The organism is Spirosoma gilvum (assembly GCF_054776815.1).
This window is the reverse complement of the sequence record NZ_BAAHBH010000013.1, coordinates 50087-73189: the sequence shown is the minus strand read 5'-3', so window position 1 is coordinate 73189 and position 23103 is coordinate 50087. Positions and strand designations below refer to the sequence as shown.

General features: G+C 47.4%; 16 protein-coding genes. 8 read left to right on the top strand and 8 right to left on the bottom strand.

Annotation, left to right across the window (positions count from 1 at the left end):
• Nucleotides 1–77: 77 nt before the first annotated feature.
• Nucleotides 78–269, bottom strand: a complete 192-nt coding sequence (locus ACYVFD_RS28795; protein WP_461093977.1) for a hypothetical protein — start codon at nt 267–269, stop codon at nt 78–80.
• Nucleotides 270–403: 134 nt separating this feature from the next.
• On the opposite strand from ACYVFD_RS28795, the gene ACYVFD_RS28790 reads away from it, so the two are divergent.
• Nucleotides 404–1006, top strand: a complete 603-nt coding sequence (locus tag ACYVFD_RS28790; protein WP_461093976.1) for an RNA polymerase sigma factor — start codon at nt 404–406, stop codon at nt 1004–1006.
• A gap of 6 nt (nt 1007–1012) precedes the next feature.
• Complete coding sequence (locus ACYVFD_RS28785) at nt 1013–1714, top strand: anti-sigma factor (RefSeq protein WP_461093975.1); 702 nt, start codon at nt 1013–1015, stop codon at nt 1712–1714.
• Here ACYVFD_RS28785 and ACYVFD_RS28780 read toward each other — a convergent pair.
• The gene (locus tag ACYVFD_RS28780; RefSeq protein ID WP_461093974.1) at nt 1711–4497 is read right to left on the bottom strand and encodes a CHAT domain-containing protein; all 2787 of its coding nucleotides are present in this window, start codon (nt 4495–4497) and stop codon (nt 1711–1713) included. The two genes, ACYVFD_RS28785 and ACYVFD_RS28780, sit on opposite strands and share 4 nt — an antisense overlap.
• A gap of 114 nt (nt 4498–4611) precedes the next feature.
• Between ACYVFD_RS28780 and ACYVFD_RS28775 the strand changes: the two genes are divergently transcribed.
• The 4 genes from ACYVFD_RS28775 to ACYVFD_RS28760 all read left to right on the top strand — a co-directional run bounded on the left by ACYVFD_RS28775 (nt 4612) and on the right by ACYVFD_RS28760 (nt 16688).
• A complete protein-coding gene (locus ACYVFD_RS28775; protein WP_461093973.1) occupies nt 4612–10116 on the top strand; it encodes a tetratricopeptide repeat protein in 5505 nt (1834 codons plus the stop codon).
• Nucleotides 10117–10206: 90 nt separating this feature from the next.
• Nucleotides 10207–13683, top strand: coding sequence for a tetratricopeptide repeat protein (locus ACYVFD_RS28770; protein ID WP_461093972.1), 3477 nt, complete (start codon nt 10207–10209; stop codon nt 13681–13683).
• Between the two features lie 103 nt (nt 13684–13786).
• Entirely contained in the window at nt 13787–15856 is a 2070-nt protein-coding gene (locus tag ACYVFD_RS28765; RefSeq protein ID WP_461093971.1) for a caspase family protein, read from the top strand.
• Nucleotides 15857–16025: 169 nt separating this feature from the next.
• Nucleotides 16026–16688, top strand: a complete 663-nt coding sequence (locus ACYVFD_RS28760) for a transposase (RefSeq protein ID WP_461094111.1) — start codon at nt 16026–16028, stop codon at nt 16686–16688.
• A 483-nt stretch (nt 16689–17171) separates the two neighbouring features.
• Here the strand turns inward: ACYVFD_RS28760 and ACYVFD_RS28755 are convergent, their stop codons facing one another.
• Nucleotides 17172–18182 carry an IS110 family RNA-guided transposase gene (locus tag ACYVFD_RS28755; RefSeq protein ID WP_461093970.1) on the bottom strand — a complete coding sequence of 337 codons (1011 nt, stop codon included), beginning with the start codon at nt 18180–18182 and terminating at the stop codon, nt 17172–17174.
• A 176-nt stretch (nt 18183–18358) separates the two neighbouring features.
• On the opposite strand from ACYVFD_RS28755, the gene ACYVFD_RS28750 reads away from it, so the two are divergent.
• Nucleotides 18359–18562, top strand: a complete 204-nt coding sequence (locus ACYVFD_RS28750; RefSeq protein ID WP_461094110.1) for an integrase core domain-containing protein — start codon at nt 18359–18361, stop codon at nt 18560–18562.
• A gap of 167 nt (nt 18563–18729) precedes the next feature.
• Here ACYVFD_RS28750 and ACYVFD_RS28745 read toward each other — a convergent pair whose 3' ends face one another.
• The 3 genes from ACYVFD_RS28745 to ACYVFD_RS28735 form a co-directional block, all read right to left on the bottom strand.
• Nucleotides 18730–18861: a hypothetical protein gene (locus ACYVFD_RS28745; RefSeq protein WP_461093969.1), complete on the bottom strand. Its 132-nt coding sequence runs from the start codon at nt 18859–18861 to the stop codon at nt 18730–18732.
• 79 nt (nt 18862–18940) lie between these two features.
• Nucleotides 18941–19858, bottom strand: a complete 918-nt coding sequence (locus ACYVFD_RS28740) for an IS3 family transposase (RefSeq protein ID WP_461093968.1) — start codon at nt 19856–19858, stop codon at nt 18941–18943.
• Nucleotides 19855–20274: a hypothetical protein gene (locus ACYVFD_RS28735; protein WP_461093967.1), complete on the bottom strand. Its 420-nt coding sequence runs from the start codon at nt 20272–20274 to the stop codon at nt 19855–19857. The genes ACYVFD_RS28740 and ACYVFD_RS28735 overlap by 4 nt, the downstream gene beginning before the upstream one ends.
• 230 nt (nt 20275–20504) lie before the next feature.
• Between ACYVFD_RS28735 and ACYVFD_RS28730 the strand changes: the two genes are divergently transcribed.
• Complete coding sequence (locus ACYVFD_RS28730; RefSeq protein ID WP_338877441.1) at nt 20505–21128, top strand: OmpA family protein; 624 nt, start codon at nt 20505–20507, stop codon at nt 21126–21128.
• A 74-nt stretch (nt 21129–21202) separates the two neighbouring features.
• On the opposite strand, the gene ACYVFD_RS28725 is transcribed toward ACYVFD_RS28730, so the two are convergent.
• Nucleotides 21203–21934 (bottom strand): LytR/AlgR family response regulator transcription factor, encoded by a 732-nt coding sequence (locus tag ACYVFD_RS28725; RefSeq protein WP_461093966.1) that lies wholly within the window; start codon nt 21932–21934, stop codon nt 21203–21205.
• Nucleotides 21906–23000 carry a sensor histidine kinase gene (locus tag ACYVFD_RS28720; RefSeq protein WP_338877439.1) on the bottom strand — a complete coding sequence of 365 codons (1095 nt, stop codon included), beginning with the start codon at nt 22998–23000 and terminating at the stop codon, nt 21906–21908. Before ACYVFD_RS28720 ends, ACYVFD_RS28725 begins: the two co-directional genes overlap by 29 nt.
• Nucleotides 23001–23103: the final 103 nt, after the last annotated feature.

The following is a 23103-nucleotide window of genomic DNA, read 5'->3' as shown; positions in this document are numbered from 1 at the left end:
AGCAGGATCGGGTAAGCCACAAAGTAACGGAAAAAGTCGCCACGCTACACTCCCGTAACGCGACGACTTGTTTTCCGCTACTCTCCTTCCCCTGGAGGGCGGGTTGGCTTCTGCGGTGGGTCATCGGCGGAAGTAACGCGGACATTGGGCTGCGTTGTAGTAGGCACGGGTTCAACCGAAACCGACTCGCAGGCACTCGTCGCCAGCATCATCACCAATCCGAACATGCCCAGCCTGCCCATAGCCATCGCTCTGGTCTGCTTTTGCATATTGTTCACCCTCTTACGGGTTATTTATGGTTGATGAAAACCGGCTCCGGGACGTCCGCATCAAAGCTTTCGAAGCAGGGTTTCAGGAGTGTATGCCCTGCCCCGGAAAAAAAATCACAGGCTGCTTAAAAAAAATGTTACTTTCTTTGGCTATTGCGGAATATGAGTGTGAAAACCTGATCCGCTCCCGCATGACGAGCCAAGACCTGACTTTGTACGAAGACCTCTGTTCGGAGGAACCACGCCGACTCGAAGCCGCTACCCGCCAGCTAACTCGTCGGGCAAAGGCTATTGCTTTACGAATCGTGCTGGGCAATAGTGGAGCCCGGTCCGATATCGATGATCTCGTTCAGGACTCGGTATTGGCTGTCTGGCAGCAGATGAAGTCAGGGCGTTTTGAAGCGCGGCCCGATAAGCCTTTAGATGCCTATCTGACGTCTGTTGTGCGGAATAAATGGCTAAAAGCGTTACAAAAACGCTCTACGACCGCCTTAACTGATCTCGACGAATCGTTAACCGACGAGGTGTCAGCCGAACACCCCCAACTCCACATTCTGGAAGAAAATTTCGCCCGGTTGGGCAAAGACTGTCAGGATTTACTACGGCTATTTTACTGGGATGAATATACTCTGGAGAAAATTGCCAGTCGGTTAAAGGCTACGGTAGATGTTGTCAAAATGCGAAAGTTTCGCTGCATGCTGCGACTGGGAAAATTACTAAGACCTAAAAAACAATAACCTGTTATGCGACCAACAGATCAATTAGAACAATGGGAATGGATTGAAGCCTATTACCAGAACAGATTACCATCGGATGAGCGACTTGAGTTTGAGAAGGAATTGGATGCCGACGAAGAGTTCCGCGAGACGGCCCTCCAGCTCCAGGCTGCCGAGCAGGCCTTACGGAGTCTGAGTTTGGACTATACTGTTCGGAAATCCATTCGGAAGGAACTGGCTCAGGGAAGATTATTCCGTCGATTACGCCTGGGAATGAGCCGTGCTGTGGCCGGAAGCCTGGTCCTGATTGGATTGGGCATAACCTACCTGACTTTCGATAGGGTTGACCTACAACCCTATCGAAATGATGTAGCGCTAACCCAACGTTACCGCGATTTAGATGATGATGAGCAGGAAACAGCTCTGACACCTCGACAACGAACTTTTTATCGGGACTTTTTTGATGCCCAGGCATTTTTAGCCAATGGCCAACCCGGAATAGCAATTACTAATCTGGAGAAACTGGCACGGGTCGATAGCTTGCGCCCTTATTTTCGGCAGGCAGTACAGTGGCATCTTCTGAACGCTTATTTGCTCAACAATCAGCCCGATAATGCCGATGCAACGTATCGTTTGCTCGACCAGTCGGGGCTACCGGTATATCCAGTTCATCAAACCGATCGCTGGAAAGTATGGTGGCAAATCCGCTGGCAGAAACTGACTCGTTAATAAAGCCTTTTCTGACGGTATTGCCTATACGTAAACCCAATCAGGAACACGGCGACAACACCAACCACCCAACCCCAGGACCAGTTTGTAGCTTCTGGGTAAACGGGTTGGTGGTCGCCCATCAGAACCAAATGAGCCCAGAAATGTGGGGGGCTATATACCCCTCCACCTGTTTGGGTAGCCAGAAACTGAAGTTTAGCCTGCTGAAGAGCTATATCGGTTGGTTTTCCCAGCCGGAGTTCTTCATAGAACAATCTCGTTAGCGTAGCGGTGGTACCATCGTGCGCATTCCAGAGCGAGGTTATAACCTGCGGGCAACCGGCAGATACAAAAGCCCGACTAAGACTTAATAGGCCTTCGCCCTCGTGGAGTTGTCCGCTTCCAGTACGACAGGCGCTGAGTACCGCTAAACGGATGTGTCGTAAATCGAACATATCCAACTCATGGGCATAAAGCCGATGCGACGATTCATCGGGAAAAAAGGCAATGAATGAATTACCAGGATCTGTATCATTAGCTTCGGCATGGGTTGCCAGATGCAGTAATTGATGCTGCGGCACTAAGGTCAGGAATGTACGCTTACTGGCATTTTCTGCTGTTGAGTGTGTACCAGGCAACACCGAGGCCTCTATTTCTGACCTCGGCAACGGATCATAACTCACCTGAGAGTCGACAGTCTGCGTGACTTTCGTCACCGCAAAAGGGGCCATACTTAGTACCGACGGCTTATTGGTTGGTGGTACTAAATGGCTATCGACCACGCTATACATCGAGTATGCATAAGTGATAGCTGCGTATCGCAACAGGTAATCATTGGCATGACGACCCGTTTCCAAGACCTCGAATGGTACGTAATGCAACGGGCCATCACGAATGATGACCAATCGATTTATACCTTTCAATTCACTCCAAATGGGACCAATCAACCGATTAAAGAGCGCTCGTGCTGGTGCCCGACCTGTGTATTGAAATGGGTCGGGATTCCGGTATGCTTCATGCCGTAGTGTTGTACTCAACTGGTTCAACTCCTCCCAACTGATAGGCAACATTAGCACGCGCACCTTGTTGGCTTTCACTACTGTCAATAACACAGAGTCGGTAGTACGACTGTATTGTAACAAGGCCGTTTTTGCATCTAAATGACGTTGTAGCTTCTCAACTTCATCTGTATTTACTTCCTTATTCCAGCGGTACGGCACTAATTGCTGATAGGCTCGATTCCAGGCTAATTCGGCATTGATCAGTTCGGCATTACGTGCTTCATTTTCGCTTGCTGGATCGCGTTCAATCCAGCTTGTTTTGGCTTCCGACAAGCGACTTTTGGCCAGTTGCAGTTGGTCGATTAGTTGTACTGGCGCGTTTAGATACGGACTTTGTAAAGTTCGTCGCATTTCACGCAATACCGACGCATTCCCCTGCTCCTGCCGATGCAATAAGGTTGCCAGAGTCGCCGGGCCAGGTTGTTGCCGATAGCAGGCAAACGCAACGCCCATCGCTTCACGATAGGCAGGTCGGAGTTTTTCCTGCACAACTAATTTGGTCAGTTCGGTGCTATATGATTCCTGCAACAAATCACTTAGTGAAAAGGCCAGCTCATACGTTTGATTGGCAAGTAGTAGGTAATTAGGTACCTCCTTCGACGACTGTAGCAGATGAGCTTTCCAGCACAGCGACTCAAACAGGTCTGGCCCATTCAGGAAATCAATAGGGTCTGGATTCTGGCTTAGATCGGTACTCCGAAATCGAATACTGGCCTGTTGAATGGCGCGTTGAGCAAAAGTCAATGCACTAGAGCGATCGTTCTGTTGTTGAGCAATCCGACTCATTGCCATCATCCCCCGCCATACTAACCGGTTCGCTTGTCCCAGGCCTTGCCCTGTTACAAGCGATCTGGCCACAAAGCGCTTTGCCACATTGAATTGTTTCTTTCGCTCCCAATAATTACCCAATGATTGATCGAGATAAGCCGCCAGTTCAATACCATCCGTTTCTTTCTTAGGTATACAATGTCTGGCCTCCTGGACCAATTGCCGAACCGAATCGATTCGATTTTGATATAATCGACACTCAATAAGACCTAGTAATAAACCACCCCGTATGAGATCGGCCTTGGTATAGTGCAGTAGGGACGCTCGGTAAAGGGAATCGGCACGAGTGAGTTGGCCAATCTGCCGATAGAAAAGCGCGAACTGATTCTCAGCGATGACAAGGCTGACAAGATCGTTCGAACTACCCAACAGCAATAGTCGTTTCTGATGGCATCGTTCTGCCTGCCGATAGTCACCCTGCTCAATGTATGTAGCGACCCGATTTCCCCAGAAAGCCGCCACGTAAGCGCGGGCTTCGCGTTCGATGGCGGGGTGAGTTGTGAGTAGCGTTTCGGCACGCTGCCAGAACCAGCCCAGCGAATCGGGCCGATCTCGCCGATGGTACATTTCACCTAAACTAGCCCAAAGCTTAAATCGGGTATTGTTGGTCAGCGGGCTTAGTTGAAACCCAGATCGACAGATTGTAGTGGCCCGTCGGTAATCGTCTTTTACGTAATAAACTGTGGCCTCATCCACACGAATATTGGCAGCCAGATCAGCTTGTCCACGTTGCAGCGCCAGCTGTTGCGCCTGCTCGAAAAGTTTGAGTGCCTCGGCTGGTCTCTCTAAGTAGATTTTATTCCCCTCCTTCTGAAGCTCCTCTGCCGACTGTGCCCATGCACTCAATGCACTCGGCAGCATGAGCCAAAACAGGAGCCAGGTCTGGATGTGCCGATAGGATTGTGAGCGGATCAAAAAAATAATGGCGTTGGTGTTACTTTTCAGCGAAGTTGACGAATATAGATGAAATTACACCACTGTATGCCAACACTTTATTTACCACGCCCCCTCTGCTTGCTCTTTTTGTTAATGCCTTTGCTAGCTCAGGCGCAGATTGACCCACGTTTGTTAACGGCCATCCGCCAGAATAATCCTGCGGGAGTACAAGCCGCCCTTAAAGCGGGAGCCAACCCCAACGCCACCGACTCCTTAGGAGCCACTCCCCTCATGTGGGCCTGCTACAAAGCCGACACGACTGTGGTAAAACTGCTGGTACAACGCGGAGCCAAAACCGAGTGCAGGGGTGTAATCCGCGCTGATACCAGCACCTACTACGGCAACCTAACTGGTCTGGCTGCTGGACTAAATAAACTTCCCTTACTTCGGTATCTGCTGGAAACGCTGAAACTACCGGTCAATGAGCCGGAATATAACCCCGAAAGTAAGAAGAATGACGGCTGGACACCGGTGGAGTGGGCGGCTTTTAATGGAAATTTGGCCGTATTGACTTATTTGGCTGGCCGGGGAGGTGATTTGAATGTGGCGAAAGGAAATTCAATGGCATTGGCAGTGCAGCGGGAAAGAAAAGAGATTGTAAAATTTTTATTGGAACAGGGCCTGACTTTGACGAAGGATAACGCAGCCTATTTGCGAGCGCTGCTAGCTTATTTTAAGTTGTTAACCGATTTAGTTGCTGATTATGAAAAGCAACAGCGATATACTCAGGTAGTAGGATTGTACGAACAGCTTCGTACAATCTATATTGAAAATATAGGAAAAAAAGATGCCGTTTATGCGAAATTCATTAACAATCTGGCAGTCGCTTATAGTTCTTTAACCCAGTATGAGAAAGCTCTACCCTTATATGAGGAGTGTTTAAGTATCCGGGAGCAGGTTTTAGGGAAGACTCACACTACGTACCTCCAAAGTCTGAACAATTTAGTCTCGCTGTACAAAAAAGTGGGCAAGTCTGAAAAGGCTATACCATTGGCTGAATATTACAGAAGTGTTCAGGAAAAGGCTCTGGGCAAACTGCATCCCGACTATGCAACTGTTCTCAACGGGCTGGCTATTTTGTATCAGGGAGCCGGGAAATACGAGAAAGCGCTACCCTTATATGAGGAGTGTTTAAGCATCCGGGAGCAGGCTCTAGGAAAGACTCATCCCAACTATGCCATTACGCTTTACAATTTGGCCGTATTGAGCAAAAAAATGGAGCAACCCGAAAAAGCCATAGCCTTATATAACGAATGTTTATGCATTCAGGAAAAGAGTTTAGGAAAGCTCCATGCCGACTATATCACCACGCTGGATGACCTAACTGTCTTGTATCATGATACGAAACAGTATGATAAAGCCCTGCCGTTGTACGAGGAAGGCCGGGCAATTCAGGAAAAAAAACGAGGTAAACTTCACCCCGATTATGCTACGGCACTCAACGATCTGGCTGTTTTACTTTATGATATGAAGCAGTACGAAAAAGCACTGCTTTTGTATGAAGAGAGCCGGGTAATTCGGGAAAAAGTTCTTGGCAAATCTCATTCTCAATATGCCGCTACGCTCAAAAACATGGCTCTGGCATACGAGTCATGGGGGCAACTTGAGAAGGCACTACCATTATACGAAGAAAATCGGACGATCCAGGAAACTAATAAGGGTAAACTTCACGCCGGTTATGCAGATATCTTGAGTGATCTGGCCAGAGCATACAGAAAGCTGGGACAGCGCGATAAATCCTTATCCATGTATAAAGAGAGTCAACTGATTCTGGAAAAAGTTCATGGTAAACTTCATATCGACTACGCTACGTCCCTCAACGATATGGCCGTATTCTATCATGATATAGGACAGCATGAAAATGCTCTGCCTTTATACACGGAATGCTTAACTATTGAGGAAAAATTAGTTGGTAAACTCAATCCTGCATATGTCTCTATTCTTAGCAATCTGGCTACGCTGTATTCAGATATGAGTCAATATGAAAAAGCGCTGGCGCTGTATGAAGAGTGTCGGGCGACTCGGGAAAAGATCGTCGGTAAAAACCATCCAGACTATGCCACCAGTCTGGATAATCTGTCAATTCCCTACAAAAACCTAATTCAGTATGAGAAGGCGTTGGCATTGGTTGAAGAAAGTCGGGCAATTCGGAAAAAGCTTCAGGGCAGGCAGCATCCCGACTATGCTAACACACTTAGCAACTTGGGAACGCTGTATACAGTTACAGGTCAGTACGAAAAAGCATTGCCGGTGTTCGAGGAGTGTTTGCAAATTCAGGAAAAGGCTTTGGGTAAGCTTAGCCCTGCCTATGCGACTACCCTAAAAAATCTGGCCTCTCTCTATAAAGACATGGGGCAGTATAAAAAAGCGCTGCTCTTCTACGAAGAATGTCGGGCGATTCGGACGAAAATCTACGACAACCTTCATCCTGCTAATGGCCAGCTCCTTAATAATATAGCTTTATTATATCAGTCTATGGGACAATATGAAAAAGCGTTGCCTTTATATAAAGAGGCCCTAACAATTCAGGAAAAAAGCAAAAGTAAATTCCATTATGACTATGCTGCTACTGTGGGTAATCTGGGCGGCTATTATCAGACCATAGGTCAATATGACAAGGCCCTATCATTGTACGAAGAGAGTCGGGCAATTCTTGAAAAAATATTTGGCAACAACCATCCTATCTATGCCACTGCGCTCAATAATATGACTAGCTTATACAAACTAATGGGCCAATATGACAAAGCACTGGTTTTGAACAAGGAGAGTCTGACAATTCGGGAAAAGATGCTAGGTAAACTCCACCCACATTATGCCACCGCGCTCGTTGCGCTTGCCAGTTTATACCAGATTATGGGGCAGCATGAGAATGCACTGCATACCTATGAGGCAAGCCGCTCGATTCAGGAAAAGATCTTGGGTAAGCTTCATCCCGACTATGCCAACACGCTTAGCAATATAGCGCTGTTTTATCAGCAAATGGCCCAATATGAGAAAGCATTACCATTATTTGAAGAAAGCCGAACGATTCAGGAAAAAACGCTGGATAAATTCCACCCTCATTATGCAACCACGCTGAACAATCTGGCTGGGCTGTATGAAACGATGGGGCAATATGAAAAAGCCCTGCCGTTATATGAAGAAAGTCAAAAAATACTGGAAACGGTTTTTGGAAAAAACAATCCTGATCATGCCAGTAGCTTGGGTAATATAGCAGGACTGTATTTGTCGATGGGTCAATACGAGAAGGCTCTGCCGTTGTATGAACAGTGTCGAGCGATTCGGGAAAAAGCTTTGGGCAAGCTTCATCCCGACTATGCGAATGCACTTAGCGCTCTAGCTTCGTTGTATCGGGTTATGGGGCAATATGCAAACGCGCTGGTTTTATATGAAGAGAGCCGAATAATTATGAAAAAAAAATTTGGCAACCTTCATCCCAGCTATGGCTATACACTTAATGATTTAGCCATGTTGTATGAGTTAATGGGGCAATATGAAAAGTCATTACCACTCTATGAAGAAAATCGAGCTATTAATGAAAAGGTTTTCGGTAAACTTCATCCTGATTATGCCGCTACGATCGGTAATCTGGCTAGGCTGTACCAAATGATGGGGCAGTATAGCAAAGCCTTGCAGTTGTATGAAGAAAGTAGGGACAGTAAGGAAAAAAACTTCGGCAAAATGCACCCTTATTACTCAATTATACTTAATAACATGGCTTCATTGTATAATAGAATGGGGCAATATGAGAAAGCATTGCCATTATACCGAGAAAGTTTGGCTATTACTGAAAAAGTCCACAGTAAATTCCATCCCGAATACACAAAGACGCTAAATAATCTGGCAGTGTTGTACTATAATATGAACCTGTATCAAAAGGCGGATACACTGTTTCGTCAGGTCAGAGAGCAATATCGTAGTCAACTCTTAAACCAGATCGCAGTGCTTAATGAGGGCACTTTACAGGAATATCAAACGACTTTTGATCGGCAATACCAAGCATACTCATTTGAATATACTGCCCATAGTCAGGTATTAGCAAGCTATAACTACAACGATGCTCTTCTTACTAAAGGGGTGGGGCTGATGGCAGCTCAACTCCTAAACACACTGTTGTCGCAAACGAAGGACAGTGTGGCCATCCATACTGGTGCCCAGCTGAGGGATACTAAATTAACGCTGAACCACCAGCTTACGCTGCCCCCAACCAAACCACAGCAAAGAGACTCTCTCCAGCGCAAAGTCAATGCACTTGAACAGCAACTAATTCAGCTTTTACCCGAATATAAGCAGGCTTTCACAGCCCTGCGAATAGAATGGCTACAAGTACAACAGTCTCTCAGATCCAACGAAGCCACTATTGAGTTCGTTACTTTCCAGTATGACCATAAAAAATTAACTGACAGCACACTTTATGCGGCTTTAGTATTACGACCCGGCTACACCCAACCCAAATTGGTTTTTCTAGGCGAACAACGACAGTTGGATACCCTACTCATCGCTGGAGCCGCCTCACCTGCCCAAATCAACGGACTCTACCGGGGTGGGGAAGCCGAAGGAAACAATAGACAGCTGGCGCGTGGATTGGCTCTGTCCAAATTCATCTGGCAACCCCTCGATTCGCTCTTGCAAGGTGTCAAAACTGTGTACGTCTCTCCGGCAGGAAGGCTGCACCAGATTGCACTGGCAGCCCTACCTAACCCCGCCGATACCAGCCAACGAATGGCCGACCGATTTCAAATTCGGCAGGTGGGCAGCACCCGAGTCGTAGCCCTCCGTACTGCAAAATCGGAACAACCCTTACCCAAAAACACCCTCACGGCCAGCCTCTACGGAGGCATTACCTATGAGGCCGATAGCCTGGGACTGGTCAGCCAGAAACGACTCAAAGAGATTCAACAACGACTGGCCTTACGCGAAGCCACGCGCTCGGGCACCTGGGATTACCTGCCTGGAACCCAGGCCGAGGTCGATAATTTAAGAAAGATACTTCCTCAAACAACTACAACCATCCTGACAAACAAAGTCGCCACCGAAAGTAGTGTCAAAGCCTTATCTGGACACTCGCCAAAGATTTTACACATCGCCACCCACGGCTTTTTCTTCCCCGATCTGCCTAAGCCTAAAACCGATGGGTTAGCCGTTGTCAATGACGAGCGTAATCGCTTTCAGGCTTCGGAGAATCCACTACTACGGTCAGGCTTGGTGATGGCGGGAGCCAACTATGTCTGGAAAGGAGGCACACCCATCGAGGGCGTTGACGATGGAATTTTGACTGCTTATGAACTATCTAATCTGAACCTGAGTGGCACTGAACTAGTGGTGCTGAGTGCCTGCGAAACGGGCCTTGGTCAGGTAAAGGGTAGTGAGGGAGTGTATGGTCTACAAAGAGCCGTGAAGATGGCTGGGGCTCGTTATCTACTGATGAGCCTATGGCGGGTATCGGACAACGAAACGGCCGAGTACATGACTCTGCTTTACAATCGGTTACTAGCCAAAGGTTCGGTGACGGATGCGTATGCCTACGCCCAAAGCCAGATGCGGCTGAAGTACCCCAAGGAGCCTTTCAAATGGGCCGCTTTTGTACTGGTCGAGTAACATTTCTGATTACACGCGAAAATTAGTTTGTACCTGCTGTTACTTTCTAGGGCATTAATCGAATAACTGAGAAAACCTGCATTCTGTGCTATGCTGACTCGCTTCTATCTACTCATACAAACCTTCCTTGTTGCACTCTTTACAACCACTGCTTTTGCCCAACTACCTGTCGATGGACGGGGAGGCAAGGCCGAAGCTGCTTCAACGGCTTCGGGGAAGGGTACGGCCTATGGTGTCGTGGTGGGGATTTCGGCCTACCAGTTCCTCCCTGCGCTTCGGTTTGCCGATCGGGATGCACTCGTTTTTGCAGACTATCTCGTTCGTGCTGGGGGCGTACCGAAGTCTCAGATCGAGACGCTTATCAACAAACAGGCTACACTCATCAATCTGACCGACGCGCTGACAACAGTCAAAAAAAAGATAACTCCCGGCGATCGAGTCTATGTTTACTTTGCTGGTCATGGCGACATCGAAACCAAGAATGACAGTACAGAAAACGCCATGCTGATGCTCTACGGAGCCTCACGCCAGGATTACAATGCGACTTTCGACAAGTGTTACCTACGGGATATGAAACGCTGGCTCGACTCACTCACGCAGGCCGGGGCCGAGGTCGTGTTTGTGGCCGATGCCTGCCGGTCGGGTGCATTTGCGTTGATGGGAGGCCAGATAGGACAGAGCCGAACGATGCTGGGATTAGGCAAAGAATGGACTGGACAGGTCAAGATTCTATCCTGCGAACCGGGCGAATTAGCGATTGAAGGGGTTGAATTTGGTAATGGTCGAGGGTTGTTTTCGTACTGTCTGGTCGATGGGTTGATGGGCATGGCCGACAGCGACAAGGATCATGTGGTCACCAAGTCGGAACTGGAAGTCTACCTGAAAACAACGGTCCCCAAAACGGCCAAACCGCATATCCAGCACCCGGAACTGCTGGGTGGCGAGGGCGACATGCCCATCGGAACAGTCAATGCGGATTCGCTTCGAAGGTACCAGCAACGTAAAACCCGCGATTACTCCCTGCTGACAGCTACCCAAACCAAAGGCTTTGAAGATGATCTGCTCCGGGGGCAGGATTCAACAACTCGGCGCATATTTAAACTTTTCGAACAAGCTCTCGAATCCCGAAAACTGCTGTATCCCGCTGGACAATCAGCATTGGATTATCTACGACAAATTCCCGCTCGCAACAATGCAAAACTACTGGGCTTAATGAAGCGGAATCTGGTAGCTGCTCTGCAAGTCCGTACTGAAGGGTTGTTACGGCCACTGCTCCAGGAAATTAAGGAAAATGAACCCTCCATGCCAATCGCGCAACTCGACTCCGCCATTGCTGAGATGGACACATCCATTTTATTGCTGGGTAAGGGGCACAACTTAATACAGAACCTTACCGCCCGGCGACTATTCCTGGAAGGAAAACGACTGCTAACCACGAAACGAGATCGGATTGAATTGAACGACAGCCTGAGCCTAATGGCCATGACCCGCTTTCGAGAATCGGCCAGATTAGAACCGAACATGCCCTACACCTATTGGGAAATGAGTTCGGCCAGTTTTCAATTGATGGAGCTTGATTCATCAATGGTATACATGGAAAAATGCCGAAAATTAGTGCCGAATAGTGTAGCTGTACTGATCTACATCGGCGAACAATATTTCACAAGAGATCGTCCTCAAAAGGCAAAAGAGTATTATGAACTAGGCCTAAAACTTGATCCTTCCAGTCCATTTATGCATACTGGATTAGCTAGATTTTATCATACCACTAAAAATGAAAAACTGGTAGAATTTCATCGACAAAAAGCGATCGAAGGTTATGAAAGGCAGTATAAAGGCAAGCCTGACAAAAAATCCTCACTACTAATAGACAAGATTAATCTATACCGAAATGTTGGGCAATATGACAAAGCAATCAGTATGGGTCGCGAACTGTTCAAAATGGACTCAACTTATGCATTTGCATTGGCAGAAATTGGCTTATCCTTCTCCTTGCAGGAAAAATGGGATGAGTGTATTGCCGCTTTGGAGCATTATTTTCGACTCAACTCATCAGATGGAATTTCTCATGCTACATTGGCTAGAGCTTATCTAAAACGTTATGGTAAGACTAAACAGCCTACTGACTGGCAAGGGGCTATCAAACATTCGGAGGAAAGTTTACGCTTAAATCCCAAAAATATTATGGGATTAATAACTCGTTTCGAAATTGAATTCAAAAATAAAAATTACTCTTCCGCTCTGCTCTTTGCTAAACAGGCTGTCTCTAGTACGCCATCAGTTTCCACTACTCACTTTTTGTTGGGCCAAGTTTATTTAGCTCTGAATGACACCTTAAAAGCCAAGAGTTGCTTTGAAATAGTTGACTCACTCAGTGCTGATAACGCCGAAGAGTCCGTTGTAATGGGAAAATTCTACTTTTCCCTTAGAAACTATGCATCTGCTGAACGCGCCTATCGCCGGGCTGTTACCCTAATGCCCGATCAAACGGAAAGTCTGCTTCAGCTTGCTTTTACATTGGCGATGGATGGGCAACATGATGATGAAGTCCTGACGCTTTGTCAACGAGTTCAGAAACTTACCCCCAAGGATGACACTCAGTGGTTTTTAAAAGGGGGAATTTTGGCTAGACAAAATAAATATCCTGAGGCTGTTGCCGCATTTACGGAGACCATTCGATTGAATCCTAAGAATGTTCAAGCATTGGATTTTATGGGAAAGGTCCATAAGCTTGCCGAACACTATCAACTAGCTGCTGATGCCTACTGTCAAGCTGCTAATGTGGATAGTACCAATGCTACATATCCTATTGAAGCGGCTTGGTTATACTACAACAAGCTTAGTCAGAATGATTTGTCTTTTGAGATGTGTAAGCGTGTATTGGCTATTGATACAGTCGCTTATCCAATAGTTACACAACGAAGCCAGAAAGTAAATGATCGCTTAGCAGTGGCCTATGCTATTATGGGCCACATTTCTATTGATCGCAAACAGTATCAACAAATGATTTATTGTTATACCAAAGCAATAGCCACTCAGCCCCAAGGGGCTGATAACGACAAGTATCAACTCCAGATTGGGTTAGCTTATATCAATTTGGGGCAACCCGCAAAAGCTATCTCTCCTTTTCGGGAAGCGGTTCAGTTAAAACCAAATAATGTTAATTATCATACGGAGCTAGCAGTTGCTTTAGTCAAGTCCGGTGATGTACTAGCCGGAGAAGCTGAAGCAAAAACAATATTGCGCTTAGATTCGACCAATGTGCCGGGTACGCAAATGTTAGCCGTTTCCCTTATCAGACAAGGACGTTATCCTGAAGCTTGGCAAATTGGGAAACGGCTTGAAAAAATAACTTCACCTACTTCTTGGGAAGCTCCTTATTTCTATGCTCGCTGGTTTGCCCGGCAGGGTAATCTAAAAGAAGCGCTTCCTCAATTAGAGAAAGCCTATAAACAAGGTTTCAGTACAGATGCTAGCTTGATTTTAACCAATCCCGATTTTGCCCCAATCAAACAGGACCCAGGATTTATGAGCTTGATTCGTACATATTGCCCCGATAAGAAGTAAAGGTGTGAATTTCAGCTAATTTTTATCCCCCACCTTGTTACATTTTACCCCTCTTCTGGAATAACCAACCAGATACTCATTCAACCTTAGTCCTAGTTGCTTTATGTCTACTCTCCGTCAGTGCATTCGTTCATTCGTTGGGGGCGTTTTTGCGGCCTTGTTGCTAATAATTGGCCCTGTTTGTGCCCAAACTAAACGTGCGCTCATTGTTGCAATTGGAGATTACCCCAATGGAACAAACAAAAATCGGGGTGCAACCGAATGGTCAGATATTAGCTCGGCCAACGATGTGCCGCTTATACGGGAGGCTCTACGCAAGCAGAACTTTACCGATATCATGGTCCTGCGCGATGCAAAAGCCACGAAAAGTGGGATCAGGGCAGCTCTGGATACATTGATTTCGCGCTGTAAAAAAGGCGACATTGTTGTTATCCATTTTTCGAGTCACGGCCAGCAGATCGATGATGACAATAATGACGAACTGGATTCCTATGACGAAGCCATTGTGTGCTATGGGGCACCAGTCGAAGCTTCCGGTAGCTTTAAAAACTATACCGGTAGTCAGCACCTGCGCGATGATGAGTTGGGTATATGCATCAACCGACTTCGCACGCAACTGGGTGCCGATGGCGATGTTTTACTAATTGCAGATGCCTGTCATTCGGGTACAATAACCAGAGGGAACCTAGGTACTTCACTGGTCCGAGGCACCGATAAACCCATGCATCTGGCAGGTTACCAAAAACGAACAGCAAAACGGACCTCAAAAAGATCACGTCCATTTTTAGCCGAAACAGTCTCCTTAACAGCTAGTCAGACCGGAATGGCTCCTTATGTTGTGATATCGGCATCCAGAGCCGATGAAGCGAACCAGGAATGCACAACTCCGTCAAACTTGCCTGCCGGATCACTTTCCTACGCGTTTTCGCGATCAATGGTCAATCTACGTTCGGGCGAAACCTATCGATTATTATTCAACCGGATTGTAACGGAGCTACAGCGAATGGGCAAGAGCCAACACCCGGAAATTGACGGTATGGCAGACCGGCAGTTATTTGGAGGTCAGGTAGTAGCACAATTGCCTTATTATTCCATTAGTGAGCTAACTGAAACTCGACGACAACTGACGATTCCAGCTGGCCAATTAGAAATGATTTATCCCGGAACAATCGTCAGTATTTGTCCGGCAGGAACCACCAGCCCAGCTACTGCAACAAAGGCCGTTTCCGGGACCGTAACGGCCAGCACATTGTTTTCCAGCACAATTAACCTGGCGAAACCCCTAGCCAAGGGCCTCGATAGTGAATACTGGGTATTTATTCAGGAACGGGCGTTTGGCGACCTCAGCGTTCGGGTTAGCCTCGACAGTTTGCAAAAACCATCCTTACGCCAACAAGTGCAGGACACATTAAAGAAATTAGCGTTGGTAAAATTTGACCAGAAGACGCCTGATCTAATAATCTGCCAGCGTGATTCAGCAGGAATGACTAGGGTTGTAGTTAGGCTTACATCTGATGGGGCAGTTTTTGGCAATTCAATCTGGTTGAATAAGCCAACAGATTCAAAGGAAATTAGCAACCGGATACAAGATTATGTACAGGCAAAATTCCTGCAAAATTTTAACCCCTCCTATCCCGGCATCGATCTTCGGTTGGAATTACTCCCCAACACGAGCCAGAGTCAGAATGCCCATGACACTGCCAGCCGGGAGCCGTTTCTCCAGAATGGCCTTCTTGCCTTACCACCAGGCTGGGTTTCGGTACGTGTTATTAATGCAGGAGCTCTACCTGTTTATTTTTCCATTATAGACATCCAGCCCGACGGTATTGTGTCTGTTATGTTTCCCCGTCCCAAATCGCCCGACAAAGCGGAGGACTACCGGATGGAGCCAGGGAAAAGTCTGATCATTCCGCTCCGGGTGAAAATTTCTCCACCTTACGGAAGCGAAACCTTTAAACTGTTTGCTTCTCTCGAAAAATTTGATCTGCGTAATGTTATTAAAATGCGGGAACAAGGTGGTGATTTGCGGTCACGGGGCATAACGCATGTGCTGGAAAAGGTATTTGGTGGTTCTCAGATATTAGCTCGGGGCGGAATTGGTGAAGATAGTTTCCCAGAAACAACTATCGGTTCGTTTAGCTACCCGTTCCTAATTGTTCCAGTAAAAAAATAAAAACCGTCTTTTAGTGCCTACTTTTAGTATGTACTTGATTCCGACTAACGTAATGGCTTTCAGAATGGCCCCCAACGAATGCTACGAATTAGAGTTAACAGTTATTAAAAACGTTAAATTATGTCTTGTCCTGATATAGGTTGTCAATTTTCACCAAAAATTGACAACTATGGAAGACCACATTCGCGACCTGCTGAGTCGCTTTCAGTACAGCGAACAACTCCGGGAGACTGCCGTGTTTCGCATCCTCTTTGGCGGTGAAGAAGTTAGCCAGGTGATGGAAGATTTAGGCATTCACAGTGGCTATACGATTCGTAGTTGGGTACAACTCTATCGTCAGAAGATGAAGACGGGCCTGTTAACTTTACCCGCCATGAAGAAAGCACAAAAACGCGACATGGCAGCTCTCAAACAGCGCAACGAGGAGCTGGAACAGACTCTGCAGCAGGCCAATCTGTTGATCCTGGCTCTTAACACGATGTTTGAGACCGCTGAAAAAGAACTAAATGTGCCGATCAGAAAAAAGTCTGGCCGCATCGGCGGTCCGAACCAAACGGTCTTAAACCTTCGTGAGAACGAGATAGCAAAGGTGAGTCGGTCCGCCGATGCGGTCGGAAGCCTTTGCCGACTGTTTGGTGTGAGCCGACAAGCTTTTCATGCCAGAAAACAACGCTCCCAACGATCAGTGAGCCATGCGATGTTAGTACTGGACTTGGTGACAGCGCTCAGACGAGATGTACCGGGCTTAGGAACCCGGAAATTACATCTTCTGCTGGCAGAACCCTTAGCCAAAAGTGGCATCAATCGGAGCGCCGAAGCGATTAGGACGTGACAAGTTGCATAAAATCTTGTAAAATCATGCTATGGTTATCCGTCAGGGTCGACAGGCTCCCCAGACAACTGATTCTAATCACCGTTTACAACGATACCCTAACTTACTTATTGACAGGACAATAACAGCTCCCAGACAGGTTTGGCCGGGCCGCCGGTGCGGTTAGTGATATCACGTACTTGTATATCGGGTTGGGCTTTGGTTACCTATCGTTAATAACGGACGCTTATTCAAAGCTGATTGTAGGTTATTGTCTTCATCCATTCTTGACGGCGGAGGGCAGTCTAAAGGCCCTAGATATGGCTCTATCAACCCATTTGGAAAGGGAAGAAGAACTGATCCATCACCGCGCGGGCGGCCCCGTCCGATCGAGGCAGCCAATACTGTAGTTTTGACTATGTTCGTAAGTTAAAAGGGGCAAACATTTTGATTAGTATGACGCAGCAAGGCGACCCTTATGAAAACCGCACCGATTTCTATGGATTAAGCAAGGGCTGGCGCATAATTTTTGTCATATTTTTGGCCCCGTCGAACAACGGCGCAGACGCGGTGGATGAGCTTGTTGCGGACGGCGTTCAAAACCAGCATTGTGGGTTTTCCCTCGCCTAATTTGCGCTGGTAGTAATCCTGAAGGTCGCCCTTCACTTGAATGGCCGACATGGTACCCATGTGGATTAATGCTTTCAGCCGTTTTCGCGCTTGGTGACTCACTTTGGTCTTGCCTCGTACACTCGTTCCTGAACGGTACTCAAAGGGAGCTACCCCAGCATGACAAGCCAACTTTTTAGGGTCCTTGATGGTCTGCATTTCGTTAGTAGCCACAAGCAGTTCGGTCGCGATCACAGGCCCGATGCCTGGTACGGAGACCATCAAGTCGAACAATTCTTTTAGCCGAGCGTCGGCTTCGATGAGTTCTCGGATGGCTAACTCAACGGCTTTTTGTTCTTCTTTGAGGGCAATGAGTGATTTTTTGACATTGCCTTTGAGGTTTTTTTGGAGCGACTTGCTGATGAATGTCTCCTGCTCAGCCACGGGAACGGCCAATAAATTAAAAGCTTGATTAAGCCGTTGGCGGGTGGCGCTCAGAAAGGCTAGTTTCTGAATGACCTCGCGTGGTGGTTCCCAGAGACGTATTTGGTCGCGAAAGCGGTAGGCATATTGGGCGATCCGTTGGGCATCAACCTTATCGGTTTTGCCTCGTTGCATGCCCCCAGCCTGTTTAATCTGTAAAGACGATTCTAGCCAGATTGCCAGCTTCAACTCGTGCAAAACCTCCAATATGTGGGCATTGTAAATACCGGTGTGTTCTTGACAGAATACCGCCTGAGCGGGATTCCATTCCGGTAGGACTTTCAACTGGGCCAGTGCCGATTTGATGCCTTTAAGGGTATTGTCGGTCTGGATACTCAGGAGGATACCCTGCTGTTGGGTATAGACAGCCCAATCCAAGGTGTCTTTAGAAATGTCAATGCCCACGAAGTAGCAAAAGTCCATGTTGCTGTTTAGTTTTGAAGGTATAGTCAACTCCTCGCTTTTACTCAAACCCTTTTGTGGGCCGCGAACCCGATTTTCTATCCGAGCCAGAGTGGGGAAAAACAGAGAGGGGCCTGAATCGGCGCATAGGTCTTCTTCCTCGGCGGACCGGTAGGGTAGCCCTCTCTGGTTGACTACTGGCAAAAGACCAAATCTCGGAATATTACCAGCTCACAAACCTAAAGGGCGGACCGGCCATCGCTGAACGGGTGAATGGCATATTAAAGATGGATTTCCGGCTGAACCGAGTGTTCGTTACTTTCGAGGAGGCTGAGAAGGCGGTTGAAAAAAGTATCTATAATTACAACCATCTCCGTCCCCATATGAACGGTCCGCCGTAGCGGCTGTGGATACCTGACTCCAGTAATGGCTCATCAGAGCGAGCACCCGCTGAAAAAGCATTGGAAGCCGAAGGTATATAAACGGTCCAAGGTTGTCCGGGACCAAGGCCAATTTGGGTAAATTCATCCGGATTATCTACTTTGACAACGCTATATCAGGATTAAGATTAACCAATATTTTTCGACTCAAAAACTGACAACCGCCACGGCGGACCGTTTATTTTCAGGATCAGACAAACGGTCAACACTTTCCAGGACGGGTCATACCGGCCACCGTTCAGAAAAACGTCCGATTCCATTAAGACAAGACATAATGACCCGTCCTGAAAAGCGTTGACCGTTTTGTTATTTATTCCCTTTTATATTGACCAGGCTAAGTTAGTCCGGTTTTTCATTGACCGCAAAGCTTTCGATTACTCGCTTTGTATAGTAGTTCTTCCATCTCCGCTTCAGTTTTCCCTCCTGTTGGTGGGCTTGCTCAGGGACCAACATGTCACAGCTTAAGTGAGGCCGTTTATAGTTATACAAAAAGACGGCTTGCTCAAGAACCACTCGGGCTTGGGCCAAGGAGTAAACTGATTGATGCGCTAAATACTCGTTCTTGATGATTCCATTGACCCGTTCAGCGATAGCATTCTCCAGTGGATCACTAGTCTCAGTCATACTAATCTGGACATCAAACGAGTCTAATAAGTCAATATAGTCGGCACAGCAATACTGAAGGCCTCGGTCGGAATGATGAATTAAGGTCTTGCCAATCTGGGGGTTTATATGCTCCAAGGCCATTTGTAAAGCCGCTTTAGAATGCACTGCATGTAAACTCTCGGCTACCTCGTAACCCATGATCCGTTTGGAATAGGCATCGGTCACCAGAGAAATATACAGACACTTGTAGTTGGTGAACCAGTACGTTATATCCGATACCCACAATTGGCTGGGTTTTTCTACAACCAATTCCTTGATCAAGTTGGGATATTTTCGGAACCGATGCCCAGAGAAAGTGGTAGCTACTCGCCGTCTCCGTTTTCTAATCAACAGACCGTTAGCGGCTAGCAACTCAAAAAGTACATCTCGCCCCATCTTGATGCCTTTTTTAGCTAGCTCCTCTTTGAGTAGATCATATAACTTTCGCCCACCCATTTTTGGATGATCCTTCCGAAGCTTTTTGACCATCTCAATTACGACGGATTCGCTATCAAGCTGGCCAGCTTGCCGCTGCCAATATTGGTAATAAGCTTGTCGTGAAAACCCAAGCCAGCCTTCTAACTGCCGAATATGCAGATTAGGATAATTCATGAGCATGAATCGGATGGCTTGGTAACGGACTTTTTTTCGATATCAACGCCTAACTCCTGCTCGGCAACTTTAACCAAGGTGGAATAATACAAGGCTTTGAATTTAGCCACTTCCAATTCTTGTTGGAGGGCATAAACTTTGGCGCGCAATTCCTGTTGATCCTCACCCTGTGGTGGGGAACGACGAGCGGCCGTTTTCTTTCGAGTGGGAGGTAGACTATGTACTTCAGGGACTATTTCCTGTTGTGTTTGAGCCTCTTTCTCTACCTTGTCAACCCAATGCCGCACTGTCTTGCGGTTGACATTGAACTGGACAGCGGCTTGGTCCATGTTGAGCTTGCCCAGGTGAATCTGTTGCACCATTTGGCGCATGGTGAGTTCATGCTGTTGCACCGGTGATAGATTGAGTTGATCCATAAGTTAACCAATTTGTGGTCAACTTTTTTCAGGACAAGTCATAATTTATCTTCGAGAGAATGTTCTGTTTCTTTAAGTTGCACACACTGGTTTCTTCACGTATCGAAATAGGATCAAATTCGTTACTAATTACCGTTTACGAAATGAGTTTGCAAAACTCTGGTCTTCTTTGAGTTTTGCAAACAAATACCGATCCGCCAGTCTATACCACCTATCGATTGGATAAGACCATGAAATTATCGTCACGTATCTGTATTCTCAGAACAACTGGGCGACTATTGCTCGTTTGGTGTTGCCTTGGCTGGCTCAATGCTGTAATCGTCAATGCGCAGGCATCTATCAAAAAGCCGGGTGAAATTCAACAGCCTAAAGGTAACTGGCAGAAGCCGGGTGAAATTCAACAACCCAAAGGAAATTGGCAAAAACCAGGCGAGATTCAGGTACCTCGGGGCATCCAGGCGATCCGAGTTGACGATAAAACATGCTTGCATCGACTATCCCTGGTTGCCGACGCCTTATTTGATTTCGATCAGGCTACGTTAAGCTCACAGGCCGAAGAAACGCTACAAGCACTGATACCCCTTCTTGCCAGGGAAGGTAAACATGTCTTGCTGATTGAAGGGCACACGGACGCCATTGGCTCGTCTGATTATAATATGGCATTAAGTCGTAAACGCGCCCAAGCTGTATCTGACTGGTTAGCTACCCATCAGAGCTTACCACCAGGCAGTGCCATTAAAGGGTACGGAGAAACACGCCCTGTTGCCGCCAACAAAAAGCCTGACGGTTCCGACGATCCAGTTGGTCGCCAAAAGAATCGGCGGGTTGATCTGGTAATCGATACCTGCCATTAAGTATTCTTTAGCCAATCCACGAATAAACGGCTTTTTAACTACGAACACAGCAGGGCATATGCTAGTCAAAAGGGTTATGATCCCTGACCAGTTGACCGAATCAGATTCCGGATTTGTAGCTGCTCCCACACGGCCGATTTATAGTTCCGGCCAATAGGTAGCGAATGGCCCGAAACCCTAAGTTGCGTTTCTGTCAGGGAATCGATCTTCGCCTTCGCTACCATAAAGGAGCGGTGAATCCGCAGGAATTGGTCCGTAGGGAGTAACTCATCATAATACCCCAGCGTCTGACGGGTGATCACCTCCCGACCGGTAGTCATGATTTTTACATAATCCCGCTTACTCTCCAGCCAACAGATATCACTCAGAACAAGCCGGATTAATTGACGATCTTCTTTCACAAACAGAAATGGTTCATCTGCCCCTACCGGGAGGGAAGGCAAGGCGGTGTGCTTATGGGCAAAGGCCTTCCCCACTGCTTTCATGAACCGATCAAACGCAATGGGTTTAATCAGGTAATCCAGCACATCGAGTTCATAGCCTTCCAGAGCAAATTCCCGGTAAGCCGACGTAATGATAGTTTTGGGCGGGTTGGTCAGCGAGCGCAGTAAAGCCAGCCCGGACAGTTGTGGCATCTGGATGTCCAGAAAGAGCAAATCCACGGGTTTATGCTGGAGCAGCGTAAACGCTTCCACTCCCGAACGACATTGGCCCATCAGTTCCAGGCTATCCACCTGCTGAATGTAGGCCGACAGTACATTCAGCGCAATGGGTTCATCATCGACCAGCAGGCACTTGATTTTCATGGGTATGTACAGGGCTAAAATCACTACGAACCAGATCCAGTTTGAGCGTTACCAAATACGTGCCCACCCCACTTCGGTGCCGAAGCTGATGACGACCGGGATAAATCAGTTGTAAACGCTTCGCGATATTGGGTAAGCCTATACCCGTAGCGGATTCATCAGCAGCTAATTCTGGTTTACTATTTTCCACTTTAAACACGAGTTCATCCGGCTTAACATTCAGTTGGAGCTGAAGCCAGGCCTGGTCCAGCTGGCGGCTGATGCCATGTTTGAAGGCGTTTTCCACAAAGGGTAGCAGCAGTAAGGGGGCAATATAGGGCTGATCGGTATCGCCACTGACCTGCCAGGAAAGCTGTAGCCGGTCGCCATAGCGAATCCGTTCCAGCGCCAGGTAATTCTCCAAGTAATCGATTTCGTTCCGTAGGGGAACCAGCGCCATGTTGCTCTCATACAACATATACTGCATCAGTCGCGAAAGCCGCAAAACCACCTCGCCAGCCTTTTCGGGGTCCTGTCGCGTCAGGCCGTACAAATTGTTGAGCGTATTGAAGAGAAAGTGCGGATTAATCTGATCTTTCAGCGATTTTAATTCAATACGCTGATTGGCGATAATGAGCTGCTGATTGAGTTGCTGCTGACCAAACCCGTACCGAATCATCTGGAACCCAATCAGAATACTACAGGTCGATAATAGATAAAAAGCGCACAAGAGGAACCACCCCCAATCCCAGGGCGATTCCTGGGCCGCTCGTTGGGGTTCAAACGGAACCAGGTACAGGTAATAAGACCCCTCCCAGTACAGAATGCCTCCGATAACCAACGCCGTAAGGGTGAGCAGACTAAACCGCTTATAGCGTCCGGTTAACAGATAAATCGGGATAAGCCAGTACAGGGTAGTATAGGTAAAGAGCAGTTGAGCGGGCAGTTGAGCGAGTGCCGACAGCAGATTGGCTACATACCGATGCTCAAACTTATCCAGCGCCAGCACCTGAAACAGAATATACCCTATCCAGGCCAGACAATGGATTTGTACTTCCCGGTAGAGAGTAGAGCTAAGCGGTCGCATACAAGCAGTCGTTCAGGTCGATAAAAATAAGGGATTAACCGCTTCGTTGCCGCCAAAAATGGCGTACCGATTCCCCGGAAGCGACAAACCGCCATTGGCCAAC